The 17,283-nt window shown below is 36.3% G+C and carries 14 protein-coding genes; 7 read left to right on the top strand and 7 right to left on the bottom strand.

What is annotated here, in order from left to right; translation table 11 throughout:
• Positions 1-281 precede the first annotated feature (281 nt).
• The gene (gene efp, locus QZU45_RS02590) at positions 282-845 is read right to left on the bottom strand and encodes an elongation factor P (RefSeq protein WP_031490844.1); all 564 of its coding nucleotides are present in this window, start codon (positions 843-845) and stop codon (positions 282-284) included.
• Positions 846-1,158: 313 nt separating this feature from the next.
• A complete protein-coding gene (gene earP / locus QZU45_RS02595; protein WP_295351221.1) occupies positions 1,159-2,202 on the bottom strand; it encodes an elongation factor P maturation arginine rhamnosyltransferase EarP in 1,044 nt (347 codons plus the stop codon).
• 239 nt (positions 2,203-2,441) lie between these two features.
• Here earP and QZU45_RS02600 point away from each other — a divergent pair, with 239 nt between their 5' ends.
• The 3 genes from QZU45_RS02600 to nrdG all read left to right on the top strand — a co-directional run bounded on the left by QZU45_RS02600 (position 2,442) and on the right by nrdG (position 5,556).
• The gene (locus QZU45_RS02600; RefSeq protein ID WP_295351224.1) at positions 2,442-4,706 is read left to right on the top strand and encodes an anaerobic ribonucleoside triphosphate reductase; all 2,265 of its coding nucleotides are present in this window, start codon (positions 2,442-2,444) and stop codon (positions 4,704-4,706) included.
• Positions 4,707-4,781: 75 nt separating this feature from the next.
• Positions 4,782-4,940, top strand: coding sequence for an anaerobic ribonucleoside-triphosphate reductase (gene nrdD / locus QZU45_RS02605; protein WP_074838306.1), 159 nt, complete (start codon positions 4,782-4,784; stop codon positions 4,938-4,940).
• Between the two features lie 85 nt (positions 4,941-5,025).
• The gene (gene nrdG / locus QZU45_RS02610) at positions 5,026-5,556 is read left to right on the top strand and encodes an anaerobic ribonucleoside-triphosphate reductase activating protein (RefSeq protein WP_295351227.1); all 531 of its coding nucleotides are present in this window, start codon (positions 5,026-5,028) and stop codon (positions 5,554-5,556) included.
• 51 nt (positions 5,557-5,607) lie between these two features.
• On the opposite strand, the gene mnmE is transcribed toward nrdG, so the two are convergent.
• Genes mnmE through rpmH form a run of 5 tightly spaced genes read right to left on the bottom strand, consistent with a single transcriptional unit; the run spans position 5,608 to position 9,338 of the window.
• A complete protein-coding gene (gene mnmE, locus QZU45_RS02615) occupies positions 5,608-6,981 on the bottom strand; it encodes a tRNA uridine-5-carboxymethylaminomethyl(34) synthesis GTPase MnmE (protein WP_295351230.1) in 1,374 nt (457 codons plus the stop codon).
• A gap of 8 nt (positions 6,982-6,989) precedes the next feature.
• Positions 6,990-8,615 (bottom strand): membrane protein insertase YidC, encoded by a 1,626-nt coding sequence (gene yidC / locus QZU45_RS02620; RefSeq protein ID WP_295351232.1) that lies wholly within the window; start codon positions 8,613-8,615, stop codon positions 6,990-6,992.
• Positions 8,616-8,636: 21 nt separating this feature from the next.
• Positions 8,637-8,879 (bottom strand): membrane protein insertion efficiency factor YidD, encoded by a 243-nt coding sequence (gene yidD, locus QZU45_RS02625; protein WP_295351235.1) that lies wholly within the window; start codon positions 8,877-8,879, stop codon positions 8,637-8,639.
• Positions 8,846-9,202: a ribonuclease P protein component gene (gene rnpA, locus QZU45_RS02630; RefSeq protein ID WP_074943001.1), complete on the bottom strand. Its 357-nt coding sequence runs from the start codon at positions 9,200-9,202 to the stop codon at positions 8,846-8,848. The genes yidD and rnpA overlap by 34 nt, the downstream gene beginning before the upstream one ends.
• Positions 9,195-9,338, bottom strand: a complete 144-nt coding sequence (gene rpmH, locus QZU45_RS02635) for a 50S ribosomal protein L34 (protein WP_031490834.1) — start codon at positions 9,336-9,338, stop codon at positions 9,195-9,197. Before rpmH ends, rnpA begins: the two co-directional genes overlap by 8 nt.
• Positions 9,339-9,546: 208 nt before the next feature.
• Here rpmH and QZU45_RS02640 point away from each other — a divergent pair, with 208 nt between their 5' ends.
• Genes QZU45_RS02640 through QZU45_RS02655 form a run of 4 tightly spaced genes read left to right on the top strand, consistent with a single transcriptional unit; the run spans position 9,547 to position 15,804 of the window.
• Positions 9,547-11,022 (top strand): chromosomal replication initiator protein DnaA, encoded by a 1,476-nt coding sequence (locus QZU45_RS02640; RefSeq protein WP_295351240.1) that lies wholly within the window; start codon positions 9,547-9,549, stop codon positions 11,020-11,022.
• A 16-nt stretch (positions 11,023-11,038) separates the two neighbouring features.
• Positions 11,039-12,172, top strand: a complete 1,134-nt coding sequence (gene dnaN, locus QZU45_RS02645) for a DNA polymerase III subunit beta (protein WP_074838328.1) — start codon at positions 11,039-11,041, stop codon at positions 12,170-12,172.
• Positions 12,173-12,217: 45 nt separating this feature from the next.
• Positions 12,218-13,303 carry a DNA replication/repair protein RecF gene (gene recF / locus QZU45_RS02650; protein ID WP_295351244.1) on the top strand — a complete coding sequence of 362 codons (1,086 nt, stop codon included), beginning with the start codon at positions 12,218-12,220 and terminating at the stop codon, positions 13,301-13,303.
• An 8-nt stretch (positions 13,304-13,311) separates the two neighbouring features.
• Complete coding sequence (locus QZU45_RS02655; RefSeq protein WP_295351247.1) at positions 13,312-15,804, top strand: DNA gyrase subunit B; 2,493 nt, start codon at positions 13,312-13,314, stop codon at positions 15,802-15,804.
• Positions 15,805-17,283: the final 1,479 nt, after the last annotated feature.

The raw sequence follows: 17,283 nt of genomic DNA on the forward strand, positions 1-17,283 counted from the left end.
TTTACTAACCGCATGAGAGGTAAAAGCATTAGACATATAATTGAGGTTGTATCTAAAACTCCAAGGATGCCTAAAAATGCTTAACCAACCATGCATGAAATTAAACAAAAACACGCTCCATAAATAATGTAGTTGTGAAGCTGATTTTACAACCAAATGGAAAGGAATATTTAAATATTCTTTTATTATTTTTTGAGAATTTGTTTGAGAGATATTAATGGTGAGATATTAAAAAAGCCCATCAGATGATGAGCTTTTTTGAAGTGTATATTTAATCGAAATTAAACACGCTTCTTGAACTCGTTGGTACGAGTATCAATTTCGATCTTGTCGCCGATGTTTACGAAATCTGGAACTGAGATTTCATAACCGGTTACAGCTAAACGAGCTGGCTTAACAACCTTACCAGAGGTATCACCCTTAACTGCAGGCTCGGTGTACTCAACCTCACGAACGATGGTGATAGGTAATTCAACTGAGATAGCCTTACCGTTGTAGAAAGTAACCTGGCAGATATCTTCCATACCGTCAACTAGGTAGTTTAGAACATCACCCATGTTATCTTTCTCAATCTCGTACTGATTGAATTCTTCATCCATGAATACGTATAGTGGATCACCGTAGTATGAGTAGGTGCACTCTTTACGCTCTAGAACAACGTCATCTAAACGGTCGTCAGCACGGAAAACAGTCTCGGTACCACCGTTTGATAACAGGTTCTTTAACTTCATTTTTACAACTGCAGCGTTACGGCCTGATTTGCTGTACTCAGTCTTCTGAACAACCATTGGATTGCCATTTAACATGATTACGTTGCCAGTGCGGATTTCTTGAGCTAATTTCATTATTAAACCCTTTGAATAATTAAATTTAAATCTTCGGCAAGGACTTTAATCCAGCCATTAACAATAAATAAAAAATATTGTTGATGATGTCTTATGCGGTCCCTGCCATTAAATTAAACTGATTTAAACAATTTAAACGCTAAATTAGTGTGAACTACACAGAGCATCTTCTGAATGTCACTCTATTATACAAGAGTGAAAATATAACGTGACATTTTAACAGATTTGAAGGCTTGTATACTATCTTTAGATAACTTTTTTATCTATTGAATGAATTTTTTACTATATTTCTATTTATCACTTTGTTTTTGCATTAAAAATCTGTTTTGGTTTTGAGGAAAGTTATTAGATTATCAGTAAGTGATCCAAGAGAAATAAGATGTTCTGACCATTCTTTTGATAGTTTTTTCCAATTTTCATAAAAGCCGAGCAGATCGAAACTGTCCAGATAATCTGAAAATCCGTTGTAGCTTAGAGTCAGATGTCTAAGTATCTCTACATCCTTTTTACTGCTGCAGACTTCTGACATTCTGTCAAAGAGTGCCTCTATCTTATCTTTGTGGACATCCTCTTCCTGCGGATAGATGTGCCATAAGAAAGGATTACCTGTAAGCATTGCTCTTACGATAGAGTCTTCTCCTCTTACAAGGTTAAGCTTTGAATCTATAAGGTATGAGTCATATTCATCCTGACTTACCATCGGTAAAACCTTGACTGTAAGATTGTTTAATTTATAAATGTCTCCAGGAGCAAGGTTTAAGTTAAGCAGGTTATTAAAGTTATTTAATCCCCTTCCTTCAAATATATTGAGTATTAAATTCTCTTTGTTTAATGCATTGATAACTGTTTTAACTTTTTGATTCTCATAGCTGAACAAAGTCAGACAGTTTGATTTAATGTTTTCAGCCCTCTTTAGTTTTTCTAAAAAGCTTTCTTCTATAACTACTCCGCCTGTTTTACTGGTAAAGCCTGGAAAAAAGAAAAAACTTTCAAATCCGTCTGCATAGGATGGGAGTTTATGACAGTCTTCTGCAAAGGGTTCCGCGGTGAGGTATTCAAGATTAACTACAGTTGAGTGTCTGTATTTGATTTTTTTTATTAGATTGTCTGGAAGTCTTACAGAAAATGCCTGAATTACCACCTCTGAAGGCTCATATTCCATGTTGTTATCAGACCATGAAAAAAGGCTTAAAAATCGGTTTGAATCATCTTCTGAATTTGTGATTTTGTTCAATATATTGACATTATTACAAAAGAGACGCACTTCATAATTTTTTTTTGAAAAATCCCTGCAGAGTCTCAAACATACGCCTGCATCGCCAAAATTATCGATCACATCACAGAATACATCTATCAACTTTAATCACCTAACCTAATAATTTGTAGAACTTTTTTTATTGTCAAGATAACTAAATTTAATTTTAGATAAAATTCTGTCAAGAGGCGAGAGAGAATTTTTTTGCCTTGAATTAGGGGGGATGATTGTACATAATATAGACAATGTTTTAATAACTAACTTGTTGAATTATATATATTTATATTCTAAATATATAATTTTTAAGAAAAAAAAATTCTTTTAGAAGTACGGACTTAAGTATGATCAGATTTATTGTAAAAAGAGATGGTAGAAAGGTATCTTTCAATGAAGATAAGATAGCCAATGCGATTAGAAAATCACTAATTTCAGCACATCCAGACGATAAATCAACATCTGCTTATGAAGAGGAACTTGTTAACAAGTTTACCCGTCAGGTTGTAAACGAGATTGAAAAACAGAATCTAGAAGCTCCTTCTGTTGAAAATACTCAGGATATTATTGAGAAGGTTCTTATTAAAGAAGGTATGGCTGCAGAGGCCAAGAACTTCATTCTGTACCGTCAGAACAGAACAAAGGTTAGAACCTACAATAATGATTTAACAAAGATCTATAGAGATCTTACCTCTAAGAGCACAGCTGACATGGATCTTAAGAGAGAGAATGCAAATATTGATGCAAACGCTCCAATGGGTCTGATGTTAAGATTTGGTTCTGAAGGTGCCAAAGATTATGTTCGCAGATATGTTCTGCGTCCAGAGCACTCAATTGCTCATTCAAGAGGTGATATTCATATCCATGATCTAGACTTTTATATGCTAACCATCAACTGTTGCCAGATCAGTCTGAAAGGTCTGTTCGAGCGTGGTTTCAGCACCGGTCATGGTTTCCTTCGTGAACCTCAGTCAATTCAGTCTGCTGCAGCATTATGCTGTATTGCTATTCAGTCAAATCAGAATGATCAGCATGGTGGTCAGTCTATTCCTTTATTTGAGTACGATTTAGCTCCATACGTTGCTATTTCATATTCAAAGCACTTATGTAAGGTTCTTTGCGTTTGTCTAAGAAATGATGATGTTGATGTAAAGGAATTAAAGGATCTTTGCAAAGAGCTTTATGCTGAACATAAAACATGTCTTTCAGATGAAGTTACCGCTATTATTAAGGAAAAGGTTAGAGAACTTCTGGCTAAGTATGAATCATCAAATATTGATTCAGATGCTGACTATATTTTAAGTGAAGCTCTGAAGCTTACTGAAAGAGAAACCTATCAGGCAATGGAAGCTCTGATTCATAATCTGAACTCAATGCAGTCAAGAGCTGGTGCTCAGGTTCCATTCTCATCCATCAACTATGGTACAGGTACTACTCCTGAACAGAGAATGCTGATGAAGAATGTTCTGATGGCAACTGATGCCGGTTTAGGAGGCGGTGAGACTCCAATCTTCCCGGTACAGATCTTCAAGGTTAAAGATGGTGTTAATACCAAGCCTGGTGATCCTAACTTTGATTTATTTGAACTTGCCTGCAAGGTATCTGCAAAGAGATTATTCCCTAACTTCTCATTCCTTGATGCTCCATACAATATGCAGTACTACAAGGAAGGCCATCCTGAGACAGAACTTGCTGTAATGGGATGCAGAACCCGTGTATTCGGTAACTATTATGATAAGACCAAGGAAATCATTCCTGGCCGTGGAAATCTGTCATTTACTACTGTAAATCTACCTCGTCTTGCTATTGAAGCTCATGGATCAATCAGTAAATTCTTTGATTCACTAGACAAAATGGTATATATGGTCTTCGATCAGCTGATGGATAGATTCAATATCATTGCTAAAAAGCAGGTTCTAAACTATCCTTTCTTAATGGGACAGGGTGTTTGGATTGACTCTGAAAAATTAAATCCTGAAGATACAATTGAGGATGTAATCAAAAACGGTTCTCTTTCTGTAGGATTTATTGGTTTAGCTGAGTGTCTTGTTGCCCTTATCGGTAAGCATCATGGAGAAAGTAAGGAAGCTTACGATTTAGGTTACAAGATTATTAAACACATGAGAGAGTTAACAGACAAAAAGATGGTTGAATCTGGTCTGAACTTCTCATTGTTCTCAACCCCAGCAGAAGGTCTGTCAGGACGTTTTGTTAAATTGGATAGAAAACTATATGGAAGCATCCCGGGAGTAACAGATAGGGACTACTATACCAACAGCTTCCATGTTCCTGTTTACTACGAAATATCTGCAGCAGAAAAGATTAAAACTGAAGGTCCATTCCATGAGTTATGCAACGCAGGTTCTATTTCCTACGTTGAAATGGATGGTGATTTAACCAAGAACGTAAAAGCTTTCGAAGACGTAATTCTCTACATGAAGGAATGCGGTGTAAATTATGGTTCTATTAACCATCCTGTTGATCGCTGTCCTGTATGTAATTACGTTGGAGTTATTGGAGATACATGCCCAAGATGCGGTCGTAAGGATGGCGAGGGTGTAAGCATCGAAAGACTACGTAAGCTAGGTGTTGGATGCATCTGCACCGGTTAACAGTTTTATTAACCAATAAAATTTAAGCAAACAAACTACAGCAGTTTTATTATTTATTAAAAGAGGACGTGAACAATGCAAACTAGACTACATGCTCGTAACGGTATTGTCGGTGAAGGTGTTAAATTCGAGAGAATTAGACGTGTAACCGGTTATTTGGTTGGTACACTTGATCGCTTTAATGATGGCAAAAAGGCTGAAGAAAGAGATCGTGTAAAACACATGCATGTTTAACTAAACATCTTTTAGTTCTCATACGCCTTGAGTCTAATCATAAGATTGGATGAGAAGGCGTTTTTTCATTAAGAAGACCGGTAAAATGCCCAACTCAGATCTATCAATACTTGATGAAACTACTCTAAGAATTGCTGGTGCTGTTAACGAATCTATTGTTGATGGCCCAGGCATTCGTTATGTGATATTTACTCAGGGATGCCCTTTTCACTGCAAAGGCTGCCATAATCCACAGGCACAGTCTTTAGATGGTGGTATGGATGTAAAACTTAGAGTCTTATACGATGAGTTTATTAACAATCCTCTGGTTAAAGGTGTTACCTTCTCTGGTGGTGAACCTTTTATTCAGGCTGGTACTTTAAGTATTCTCGCTAAGATTTTAAGGGAAAAAGGGTATTCACTTTGGTCTTACTCCGGTTTTGTTTATGAAAAACTGGTATCTGATCCTATCTATAGAAAGCTTTTAGATCAGCTTGATGTTCTGGTTGATGGTCCTTTTGTTCTTGCACAGAAATCTATGGACATTGATTTTAGAGGTTCTACAAATCAGAGAATCATCAATGTTCAGGAATCATTGAAGCAGAATAAAGTTATCTTAATGGAAGGCTTTAAATAACGAGAGTTTTAAAGACAAAACTTCCAGATTCAGACATCTGGAAGTTATAGATTATTTTCCAATACAGAAGGTACTGAAAATCTTTCCTAGAATATCATCAGAGGTAACGGTACCAGTAATTTCACCAAGATAATCCTGAGCCTGACGAATTTCCTGTGCACATAATACAAGATCACCTGTGGCAACAATTTCCTTAGCCTTAACAATATACTCGTAGGCCTTCTCAAGAGCTGCTATATGGCGTCTACGTGCGATAAAGACCCCCTCAATAGGCATAATGCCCAAAGCATCCACCAGGACCTTCTTAAGCTCATCCAGACCGCTTTCTGTCTTAGTTGAGGTTCTTACCTGCTTTAATTCCTTGAATGGCTCTGAGCATAACAGCTCTTTTACATCAGGACAGAGATCTTTATCGGCTTTAGATAATATCACCATGATTCTGTTGGTATTTGATTCGAATTCCTTTACCTTTGTATAGGTTTCCATAACATCAACAGGTGGTTTTGAACCATCTATCATGAACAGTACTAGATCAGCCTTTTTTAGTTCATCAATAGCTTTCTGAATGCCTATGGCCTCAATTTCATCTGATGGCTTATCTCTGATACCCGCTGTATCTGTAATTGTTACCGGTACACCTTCAATCTCAACCTGAGCAGTTAGAACGTCTCTTGTTGTTCCTGGGATATTTGTAACAATCGCCTTATCTGCTCCAGCAAGAGCATTCAGGAGACTTGATTTACCTGCATTAGGAGAGCCTGCAAGAACTATCTTTGCTCCTTCATTGAGTTTTACTCCCTGATTTGCGATTCTGATGGTTTTGGAAGCCAAAGCTTCAATATCATCAAGTTCTTTATCAGTTTTTCCTGATTCGTAAAAATCTTCATGTTCTTCAGGAAAATCAAGGCAAGCCTCAATTCTTACACGGAAATTGGTAATTTTATCAGTTAATTCATTAACATTCTTTGAAAAATTACCTTCAAGCGATGACAGTGCTGCCTTAGCTGCACTTTCTGAACCGGCAGAAATCAGATCTTCAACTGCCTCTGCAGCTGCAAGGTCCATCTTGTTGTTCAGAAAAGCTCTTCTGGTGAATTCACCTGGCTGTGCCTGTCTTACTCCTTCAATACTCAGAATCCCGTTTAGAACACGTTTTGGAGATACATTACCACCGTGCCCCTGGAACTCTACAATATCTTCCCCTGTGTAAGAATTTGGTGAAGCAAAATAAATAACAACACCCTCATCGAGGACTTCATTATTCAGTTTAAATTGCTTGAAATAGACTTGGCGAGGTTTTGGAGTGATTCCGGTAAGTGTTTTTGCGACGTCTAGAGCCTTGGAACCTGAGACCCTAATAATGGCAATGCCACCCCTACCAGGAGGAGTGGCAATTGCTGCAATAGTATCTTCGATTGTTGCCATAAATAATACTATTTAGAAACAGGCTGCTTCTTCATGCTCAAACCACGCTTTTCTAATGATCTGAAGATGACGTACTGCTGCAGAATAGTGAAGCAGTTTGAAACAAGCCAATATAAAGTTAGACCTGCAGGGAATGTACAGAACATAAAGGTAAATACAAATGGCATTGCCATGAATACCTTACGCTGTACAGGATCTGTTACAGGGGTTGGTGACATCTTCTGTAGGTAGAACATTGTCACACCGTAAAGAATAGGTAATACGAAGAATGGATCCTTTACAGACAGGTCAGTAATCCATAGCATGAAGCTTGACTGACGAAGCTCTGTTGATTCCATTAGAGTCCAGTATAATGCAATGAAAATAGGCATCTGGATAAGTAATGGTAAGCATCCACCTAAAGGATTAACCTTTTCACTCTTGTACAGCTTCATGGTCTCAGTACCAATCTTCTGTCTGTCATCCTTGTAACGCTCTCTTAATTCCATCAGTTTTGGCTGAAGTAAACGCATCTTAGCCATAGATGTGTACTGAGCTTTAGTTAATGGGAACATTACACCACGAACAATCATGGTTAGGACGATAATTGAGAAACCCCAGTTTCCAATCAGAGAATGGATAAATGCAAGGATCTTGAATAAAGGAATTGAGATGAACCATAACCATCCGTAGTCAACGGTAAGCTCAAGATTTTTGGCAACGCTTTCCATTGCGTCCTGATCCTTAGGACCAATCCATAATTTGCTTGAAAGCTTTGCTTCACTGCCTGCTGCAACATTTACAGCATCAGTTCTGATACCGATGATAGCGCTTGTGTTGTTATCAGCATGATTTGAGTAGATAACGTTGTTAACGTTGTTATCACCACCGATCCATGAGGATACGAAATAATGCTGAATCATAGCAACCCAACCCTCTTTAGTGGTTACGTTGTATGATTTGTCTTCGATAATATCGTCAAGAGTCTTTTTCTCATAACGGCTTTCATCTGAAGAATAAGCGGTTCCTCTATATGCACTTGCTACCATACCGAAACCTGAATTGTTCTGCAGGTATGAATCATCAGCTGTCTGCTTTAGCTGACCGTACATACATAGGCTTAAATCTTTCTCAGACTTGTTGTTTACAAGATAGCTTACATTAACAACATATGAGTTTCTGTCAATTGAGAAGCTCTTGGTATAGGTTACGCCATCTTTTTCAAAGGTAATATTTGCGGTAACGTTGTTCTGACCATCTTCAATTACGTATTCTGTCTTTTCAGCCTTGAATTCTGGTCTTTCTCTGTTATCAATACCGTCTTTGCCAGCTAAACCACTCTGAGCCTGATATTTAAACTGAGGGGTGGTCATTAGTAACTGGAAAGGATCTTCCTTATCTTGTTCCTGCTTTATCTTTAATAACTTAGCATCAACAATATCACCACCCTTTAGGTTGATGGTTAATTCTAAATTATCACTAGCAACTTTAATCAGGTTGCCAAGACCGCTATCTGCACTGATTTCTTGTGACTGCAGGTTAGCTGCCTGATCAGCCATTTTCTGTGCATTGGCCTTATCAGCATTCCAGTCCCAGAACAAGAACATGGCTGCACAAAGTAAAAGTATGAATAACAGATTTCTTTGTTGTTCCATTTTGGAAAAATCCTAATAGATTTATTTGTATTTTCTTGGTACAGGGTCAAGTCCGCCAGGATTTAAAGGATGACATTTAGAAATCCTTTTTATTCCCAGGTAGATTCCTTTTAAAACACCCCATTCTCTTATTGCTTCAAGAGTGTATTGAGAACAGCTAGGATAAAAACGGCAATGCTGCCCTAACAAAGGACTGATGAAGATTTGATAGAAGCGGATCAGAGCTATCGCTATTTTTCCAAACGGTGAGATATTTGTAGCCATAATCGTCTAAAAATTGCACTCAGTTCAGAATTGCTGATTTCTTCTATTTTTGGTTTGGCTAAAACAACCAAATCAATATTTGGAAGAGAATGCTGTGTTAATCTAAAGGTTTCTCTGGCTATTCGCTTAACACGATTTCTCCAGACTGCCCTTTTTAACACTTTTTTTGGTATGACTAAACCCAGTCTAGCGCAATTCTCCTCATTTTTTCTTGCAAGAACAAGTACTCCTGGGACACTTGCACGGACTGGATTTTTGAAAACCTTGTCGTATTCCTCGGAAGTTAGAATTCTAACTGACCGAGGAAATGTATTATTAGCCATTAACAGTAGTTAAACGCTTACGACCTTTTGCACGACGACGTGATAAAACTTTACGACCGTCAGCAGTACGCATACGAACACGGAAACCGTGGGTCTTTTTACGCTTAGCAACATTTGGCTGGAAAGTACGCTTCATTTGTAACTCCAACGACGGGACAACCGCCTTAACAACATAAGGTGAATATTAATTACATTAATCACCACTAACACAAAGTACGGTATTTTACATTGTAAATATACTTAAGGTCAACACGAATATGTGGTAAAATTATTCGCCATTATTAATTGAATGATATTTTTGATTAATTGATATTAATTATTATTATAAAAAGATAGGTTTTTTTATGGATTTGGTTCAAATCTGGCATGACGCTATTCAAAGTTGTAAACAGTCTATTAATGATCCGGAGAAACAGGCTATTTACGGTTTAATTGAATTCCAGGCATCTATTCAAATTATTGGTTCAGATTTATGTTTTATCTGTAATAACGATTTTATGATGAAACTGATGTCTGAATATTCTCCTTCTTTATATATGGAGATTTCAAGATTATTAGGCAACAATAGTCTTGGTTTAAAGCTTATTTTAGCAAGTGAACTTCAGAATTCACAGAATACTAATTCAGCTCAGCCAGCAAATTATGGCTATCAGGGTGAACCAAATAATCAGTCAGTAAATGGCTTCAATCCTAATCCAACCCAGGTTATTTCTCAGCAGAACGGTAACATGTCGGCTCCTGTTCAGCAGCCGGTTTCTGCTCATCCTATGGGTAGAGCTGATAACATTAATCCAGATAAGACCTTTGAAAACTATGTTACTGATCCTGAGAACTCCCTGGTATATGCAATTGCTCAGAAAATTGCCCAGAATCCAGGCTCAGAATCATACAACCCATTCTACGTTTATGGTGGTTCAGGATTAGGTAAGACACATTTATTATGGGCTATTGCCAACAGAATCAGAGCAACTAAGCCAGAGATATCTGTTGTTTACATCCGTGCAGAGGAATTTATCAGAAAGTTTGTTGAATCCATGTCTAAAACAGGTCATGTTGATGAGCAGGTAAAATTCCAGGATTCATTCACACAGCACGATGTGTTCATCATGGATGATATTCAGTCTCTTACCAAAGGTGAGAAATCTAGAGACACTTTCTTCGAGATTATTGCCAACTATCTGGATAAACCTGGCAGTCAGCTGATTCTGGCATCTGACGTTGCTCCTGGTAATCTTAAGAATTTCCATCCTCGTCTGGTATCAAGATTCGGCTCTGGTGTATGTAGAGAGATTTATCCCCCATCAGCTGAAACCCGTGCAGCAATTACCTTACGTAAATGTAAGGAGCTTGATATTCAGCTTGACCATGATGTGGTTGATTACATTGCCAATAACATCAGATCAAGTGTTAGAGAGATTGAAGGCGCAATCAAGACTCTTAAGCAGCATATTGAAATTACCGGTAAGCAGATTACCTGCGATGATGCTGTAAAACTACTTTCCAACCTGGTTAATATTGACAGACAGGTAACCAGTATCGATGCTATTAAAGATCGTGTTGCCAAGGAATATGGAGTTACAGTAACTTCAATGGAATCTGCTGAGAGAAAGAAAGCTACATCTCTAGCACGTTCTATGGCTATGACACTTGCAAATGATCTTATTCCGAACTTATCATTAAATGACATTGGAAGAGCCTTTAACAAAGATCATTCCTCTGTGCATGAAGCAATAAAACGTACTCGCGAAAGAATCAGTGATGATCGAGAAGAACAGTCTGCAATTTATCAGAGACTGATCCTGTCACTGAAGAAAGAGTAATTGTGGAGTTTATCAGATGAAATTCAGAGTCCTACTATCTAATTTAAAGAAACAGCTTGATGAGGTTGCTGGTATTGCAGGAACAGCTCCTAATAAAGAGGATATTACCCAGAATATTCTTATTAATGTATCTGAGAATTCCCTTAATCTGAAAGCCACAAATTACAATATTGAGCTTAAGACCATTATTCCTCTGGATGATGTTGAGTCTGACGGTGAGATTACAGTTAATGCCAACAAGTTACGTGATACCTTAAGTAACCTTGATATTAACAGTGTTGTTTCAATTACTCTAGATGAAGACAAGAATGTGCTGGTTATTTCAGATGGAAATACCTCATTTGAAATTCGTACCCGTTCATCAATTGATTTCCCTTCATTTGAGCTTGAGGATATTGAGCAGGAAATCACCATTAAACAGTGTCTGCTGAAGTCAATTATTGATTCTTCAGTATTCTGCGTTTCCAATGAGGACTTCCGTGATTATCTGAAAGGTATCCGTTTTGAACTGAATGGTCAAAAACTTGAAATCTTCACTTCTGACGGTCACAGAATGGCTATTCTTGAGACACAGCTTTCAACCCAGAATGCTTCATCAGGTTCATTCGGTGCCATTATTACCAAGAAATGTGCGGCTCAGTTATCAAAGATTTTAAATGATTCTGGTGAATCAGAGGTTGTTCTAAAGTTTACCAAGAATGCTGTAAGAACTTCATGTAATAACTTTTCGCTTGCATCTAAGCTTATCAACTGTGGATACCCTAATGTAAGAACTGTTATTCCAAAGTCCATCGATACTACAATCTCTATTCCTCGTGTTACTTTCAACAAGCTTATACAGCAGGTTTCTGTGCTGTCATCCAAGCGTGTTAACGGTGTATCATTTAGCTTCGGTAACGGAAAGGTAGATCTTAGATCAGAGAATTCAGAGCATGAAGTTGCTACTGCATCTTTGGCTTTACCTGATGCACAGACTCCAATTGAGATTTCTCTGAATGGTCAGTATGTTCGAGATGTTCTGAATGTAATCAAGACTGATAATGTCCTATTCTGCTTCAGCCAGCCTATGCTGAATGTTCTGATTAAATCAGACGCTTCAGACAATAACGAACTGCACGCTAGCTATATTATCAGTAAGGTAGTGGTCTAAATTTAACGTATTGCGAAGAATATCCTTTCTTCGCAATTAATCTTTATGCATATCACCAGACTCATCGTTCAGAACTGTCGTAATATTTCTTATCTTGATATCAAACCATCAAGTAGTTTTAATCTTATATATGGACCAAACGGTTCTGGCAAGACCTCTCTTTTAGAATCAATCTCCTATCTTGGTTTAGGACGTTCATTTAGAACCAGCAAATATCTTTCTTTAATTAGAAAAGGAACAGAATCGATAACTATTTCTGCAAAGGTCAAAGCTGATAAGTCTGAATTTGAGGATACACTTGGTATTTCAAGATTCAAATCCAGATCCAAGGGAATGATGGTTTCTGTGAATTCAGAACATTCCTCAAGACTATTAGATCTAGTTGATAGAATAAGTGTTCAGGTTATTCATCCTCAGGGAATAGATTTAATACTTGGATCTCCTGAACTTCGCAGAAGCTACATTGACTGGGGAATATATTATCTATATCCAGAATTTAAACAGTTATGGATGAATTACAAGAAATTACTTTCTCAACGTAATTTCCTTTTAAAGAAAAATGCCTCTGTAGAAGAAATTCAACTTTGGGATGATGCTCTTTCTTCAATTAGTGAAAATATCACCTCAATTCGTGAAGAATATCTTCAAAAACTGTATCCGATTTTAAGAGAAAAACTGCAGCAGTTTTTACCTGATTTTGAGTTTGATTTTAATTTCCAAAAAGGGTGGGAAAATGGCTTGCAGTTGCGCTCTGCGCTAGATTTAAATCTTGAAAAAGACCGCATTTTAGGGTATACTTTTTATGGTTGTCACCGTGCGGATTTAAGGGTTAAATGCAACGGATTTTTAGCATCTGATACCTTATCTAGAGGACAGTTAAAATTACTTGTCTGCGCTATGAGATTATCGCAGAGCCTTTTGCTTAGACAGCAAAGCGGCAATAACTGTATTTTCTTGATTGATGATCTCAATTCTGAGCTAGATCCACACTCTAGACATCTTTTGTTAGATGATTTAATAGATTGTAGATGTCAGGTCTTTTTAACCAATATCTCAGAACAAATAGATATTCCTGATCATATTGAATGTAAATATATAAACATTTCTACATCTATTACACCAGATTCATAGAGGACCAAATGTCAGAAGAAAAAAACAATGATTATGATACTTCCAGTATTAAAGTTTTACATGGCTTGGAAGCAGTACGTAAACGTCCTGGAATGTATATAGGTGATACTGATGACGGATCAGGTTTACACCATATGGTTTTTGAGGCAGTTGATAACTCTATTGATGAAGCTTTAGCGGGGTTCTGTAACCATATTGAAGTAACTATCCATGAGGATGGTTCTGTTTCATGTACTGATAATGGTCGTGGTATTCCTGTAGCTATGCACCCTGAAGAGAAGGTTTCAGCCGCTGAGGTTGTAATGACCGTTCTTCATGCTGGTGGTAAATTCGATTCAAATTCATATAAGGTTTCAGGCGGTCTTCACGGTGTAGGTATTTCTGTTGTTAATGCCTTATCAGATCGTTTAGAGCTAACTATCAGACGTGAAGATCATATCTGGCAGCAGGTTTACCTGAATGGAGGTCATCCTGAAGCTCCTTTACACCAGATTGGCGATAGTGATGAACATGGTACTATGGTTCGTTTCTGGCCATCTCCTGAAATCTTCAATAACAATATTACTTTTGAATATGCAATTCTTGCTAAGAGACTGCGTGAACTATCATTCCTTAACTCAGGTATCAAGATTACTCTGTCTGATTTAAGAGAGACTCCTGTTAAGCAGGAAGTTTTCTATCATGAAAAGGATGAAGGTATCAGTGCTTTTATTAACTATCTGAATAAGGGTAAGAAGCCAATTCAGGAAGAAATCATCCATTTTACAAATGAGAATGATGAAAACAAGATTGATAACATCAGTGTTGAAATCGCTATGCAGTGGACTGATGCTTATACCGAGAATATATACTGCTTTACCAATAACGTTCCTCAGAAGGATGGTGGTCAGCATTTAGCAGGCTTCAAGCGTGCAATTACCAATACTTTTACAAAGTATTTAGCTGAGCATGCAACCATCGATAACAAGATGAAGAATGTTACAGCATCTCCTGAGGATATCAGAGAAGGTTTAACAGCTGTTATTTCTGTTAAGATGCCTGATCCTAAGTTCTCTTCACAGACTAAGGATAAACTGGTTTCTTCAGAAGCAGGTACCGCTGTTAATAACTGTATCAATGAGCATCTTCTGGATATTCTGATTTTCAATAAGAAGATTTTCTCTGATAACATCTGTCAGAAAATTCTATCAGCAGCTGTTACTCGTGAAGCTGTAAGAAAGGTACGTGACATGTCTCGTTCTGACAGATCAGGTATTAGCAGCAAATCTGTTGATAAACTTGTTCCTTGTCGCGAGAAGAATCCTGCACTATCAGAAATCTTCCTGGTAGAGGGTGATTCTGCAGGTGGATCAGCTAAGAACGGTAGAGATTCAAAATTCCAGGCAGTTCTTCCTTTAAGAGGTAAGATTCTGAATGTTGAAAAAGCTCGTCTTGATAAGGTTCTTGAGTCAGAACAGATTTCTAATCTGGTGATTTCATTTGGATGCGGTATTGGTGAGAATTATGATATCACCAAGCTAAAGTATCACAATATTATTATCATGACCGATGCTGATGTGGACGGTGCTCATATACGTATTCTTCTTTTAACTTTCTTCTATCATTTCTTCCCTGGAATTATTGAGAATGGCTATGTTTATGTGGCAGAGCCTCCTCTATACAAATATGAGAAGAAATCTTCCAAGAAAGATCCTGTATATGTAATTACTGAAGAAGATGCCGCATTCTTCGAAGTATCATTAGCTGTTGAGATGGGCCAGTTATTCCCATCACGTGGTGCTGCAGCTATTCCTCCTGTATCTCTTGAGGCTTTATTTAAGAAATATATTGCCGTTGTTGCTGCTGCCAAGAAAGCATGCAAACAGGAAGCTGATTACAACTATGAAGCTATCATCAATATGCTTTACTATGATGTAATCAAAGATAATATGTTTGTATCTGAAGCTGATGTTAAGTCCTGGGTAGATGGCTTTATTAAGGTTCTTCCTTCAAATCCATCTGAAGGTATGTATTATAAGTACAGAATTGAGCATGATGAACTTAACAACAAATTCTATCCTGTTGTAATTAAGCATGTATTCGGTACTGATGAAGAGTGTACCATTAACGAGAAGTTCTTAACCAAGATCAGATATGACAAGATTAAGGCATTACACGCTCAGGCTTCTAATCTGATCGAGGAAGACGGTTATCTGTATATTCCTTCTAATCCTGTTGACAGTAAGGAAGTTAAGGTTAAGAACTTAACTGAAGTCTACGACATTCTTAAGAAGAAGGCTAAAGAAAGCGTTAATATCCAGCGTTACAAAGGACTAGGTGAAATGAGTGCAGCCCAGCTTTCTGAAACTGCTATGAATCCTGATACCAGAAGTATTAAGCGTGTTCACTTAAGTGATGCTATGGAAGCAACCAAGTTATTCTCAGATCTGATGGGTGATGATGTACCAGTAAGAAGAGAGTACATTGAAATCCACAGTGATGAAGCTGTATTAGATGTTTAATCTTTAGACAGTATTTTATTCTATTTAAACTTAAACCTGGCCACAGTGCCAGGTTTTTTATTGTCTAATATTCGAGGTTACCTATAGAGGTTACCAGCGGTGATAACCTAATATTTTGAAATATAAACAATTATTATTAACTATACTTAAATGTTTTCTTTTTGTTTCTAATCATTTATGTTCCACGTGGAACATCTGACAATATAATTCTTCCAATCATTAATTAGATAACCAATCGAATATGTCGTACTTATGTTAATCAGATGAAAATTATGAGTAATTATAAAAAACTTATAACATTATTACGAAGATAATAAATATTAATAAATTGTTCCACATGGAACATTAATAATTGATCAAATCGATAATTATTTCAAAATTTCAGTATATCTATATTGTGTGTGCATTAAACAGATAGATATTATTAAATTATCGTATCTATGGATTATGATGTTTTACATGGAACATATACATACCTGATTATATTCAGTGGATCAACATCAATTATCTACTAAATTTAAGGATGTTCCACGTGGAACATTAATATTTGAATATATTTTTAATTCACTGAAATTTAATATTAACAATTTTATGTGGTTTTTTATTGTTAGATAGTAATTAATAAAAATATCTATTGAAAATAATGTTCCACATGGAACATATTTTCTCAGAATATATAGTCTGGAATGATTTATTTTAACTAATGAATAAAAGTATGTTCCATATAGAACTATTAAAATCATAGTAAAACTATGTTTTATTATTCTTTGATGGGGATTGGATGAGAATTCATCATTTTTACATTTTGAATACTAATACAACTCTTATTCAGTCAAAATTTATATTGTTTCAATTGAAAACCATTATATCTAAAAACCAGAAACTGTGTTTACCTAGAAATAATGTTCCATGTGGAACATAAATTAACAAATATAGATATATTGTGTATTAAATATTTGTTTTAATATTAGATTGGTATTCGTTAGATGTATTTTAATATTACTAATAATAATGAAATATATATTTTAATACTTCGATTATTCCCTAACTGCTGCATTCAATTATATGAGGTTGAATTTTGAATATGTTCCACGTGGAACATGAATATGCTGGTCAAATTCCTGAAACCTAGTTCATTCTGCATTTTAATTACCTGTTCTTGATAAATTACAATGGTAAAATAATAGTGTATTACAATAAAATTACTGGTAAATAATCTATAATTAACTAGATTATTCTACTATTTTAAATTGTTCCATGAGAAACCTTAATTCTATGTTATTATTATCAACTTATTTTTTACTAATATAATTGTATATAAATGTTCCACGTGGAACATGAAAAATTGAGAAGTGATTATTTAGTACTGTTGGTGTTCTTTCTTTACACTCCAGATTAGTATGTCAATTCACGTTACTTATATATTATGTATATACTAATCGTTTATTTCAGGACAGTTGGTCTAATAAATAACATATT

The sequence above is a fragment of the uncultured Succinivibrio sp. genome (genome assembly GCF_902756765.1).
Classification (GTDB): Bacteria; Pseudomonadota; Gammaproteobacteria; order Enterobacterales; family Succinivibrionaceae; genus Succinivibrio.

What these genes read in the sequence shown, in the direction of transcription:
- efp (WP_031490844.1), bottom strand. Translation starts at nt 845, where the DNA reads ATGAAATTAGCTCAAGAAATCCGCACTGGCAACGTAATCATGTTAAAT.
- QZU45_RS02600 (WP_295351224.1), top strand. Translation starts at nt 2,442, where the DNA reads ATGATCAGATTTATTGTAAAAAGAGATGGTAGAAAGGTATCTTTCAAT.
- nrdD (WP_074838306.1), top strand. Translation starts at nt 4,782, where the DNA reads ATGCAAACTAGACTACATGCTCGTAACGGTATTGTCGGTGAAGGTGTT.
- nrdG (WP_295351227.1), top strand. Translation starts at nt 5,026, where the DNA reads ATGCCCAACTCAGATCTATCAATACTTGATGAAACTACTCTAAGAATT.
- mnmE (WP_295351230.1), bottom strand. Translation starts at nt 6,981, where the DNA reads ATGGCAACAATCGAAGATACTATTGCAGCAATTGCCACTCCTCCTGGT.
- yidC (WP_295351232.1), bottom strand. Translation starts at nt 8,615, where the DNA reads ATGGAACAACAAAGAAATCTGTTATTCATACTTTTACTTTGTGCAGCC.
- yidD (WP_295351235.1), bottom strand. Translation starts at nt 8,879, where the DNA reads ATGGCTACAAATATCTCACCGTTTGGAAAAATAGCGATAGCTCTGATC.
- rnpA (WP_074943001.1), bottom strand. Translation starts at nt 9,202, where the DNA reads ATGGCTAATAATACATTTCCTCGGTCAGTTAGAATTCTAACTTCCGAG.
- rpmH (WP_031490834.1), bottom strand. Translation starts at nt 9,338, where the DNA reads ATGAAGCGTACTTTCCAGCCAAATGTTGCTAAGCGTAAAAAGACCCAC.
- QZU45_RS02640 (WP_295351240.1), top strand. Translation starts at nt 9,547, where the DNA reads ATGGATTTGGTTCAAATCTGGCATGACGCTATTCAAAGTTGTAAACAG.
- dnaN (WP_074838328.1), top strand. Translation starts at nt 11,039, where the DNA reads ATGAAATTCAGAGTCCTACTATCTAATTTAAAGAAACAGCTTGATGAG.
- recF (WP_295351244.1), top strand. Translation starts at nt 12,218, where the DNA reads ATGCATATCACCAGACTCATCGTTCAGAACTGTCGTAATATTTCTTAT.
- QZU45_RS02655 (WP_295351247.1), top strand. Translation starts at nt 13,312, where the DNA reads ATGTCAGAAGAAAAAAACAATGATTATGATACTTCCAGTATTAAAGTT.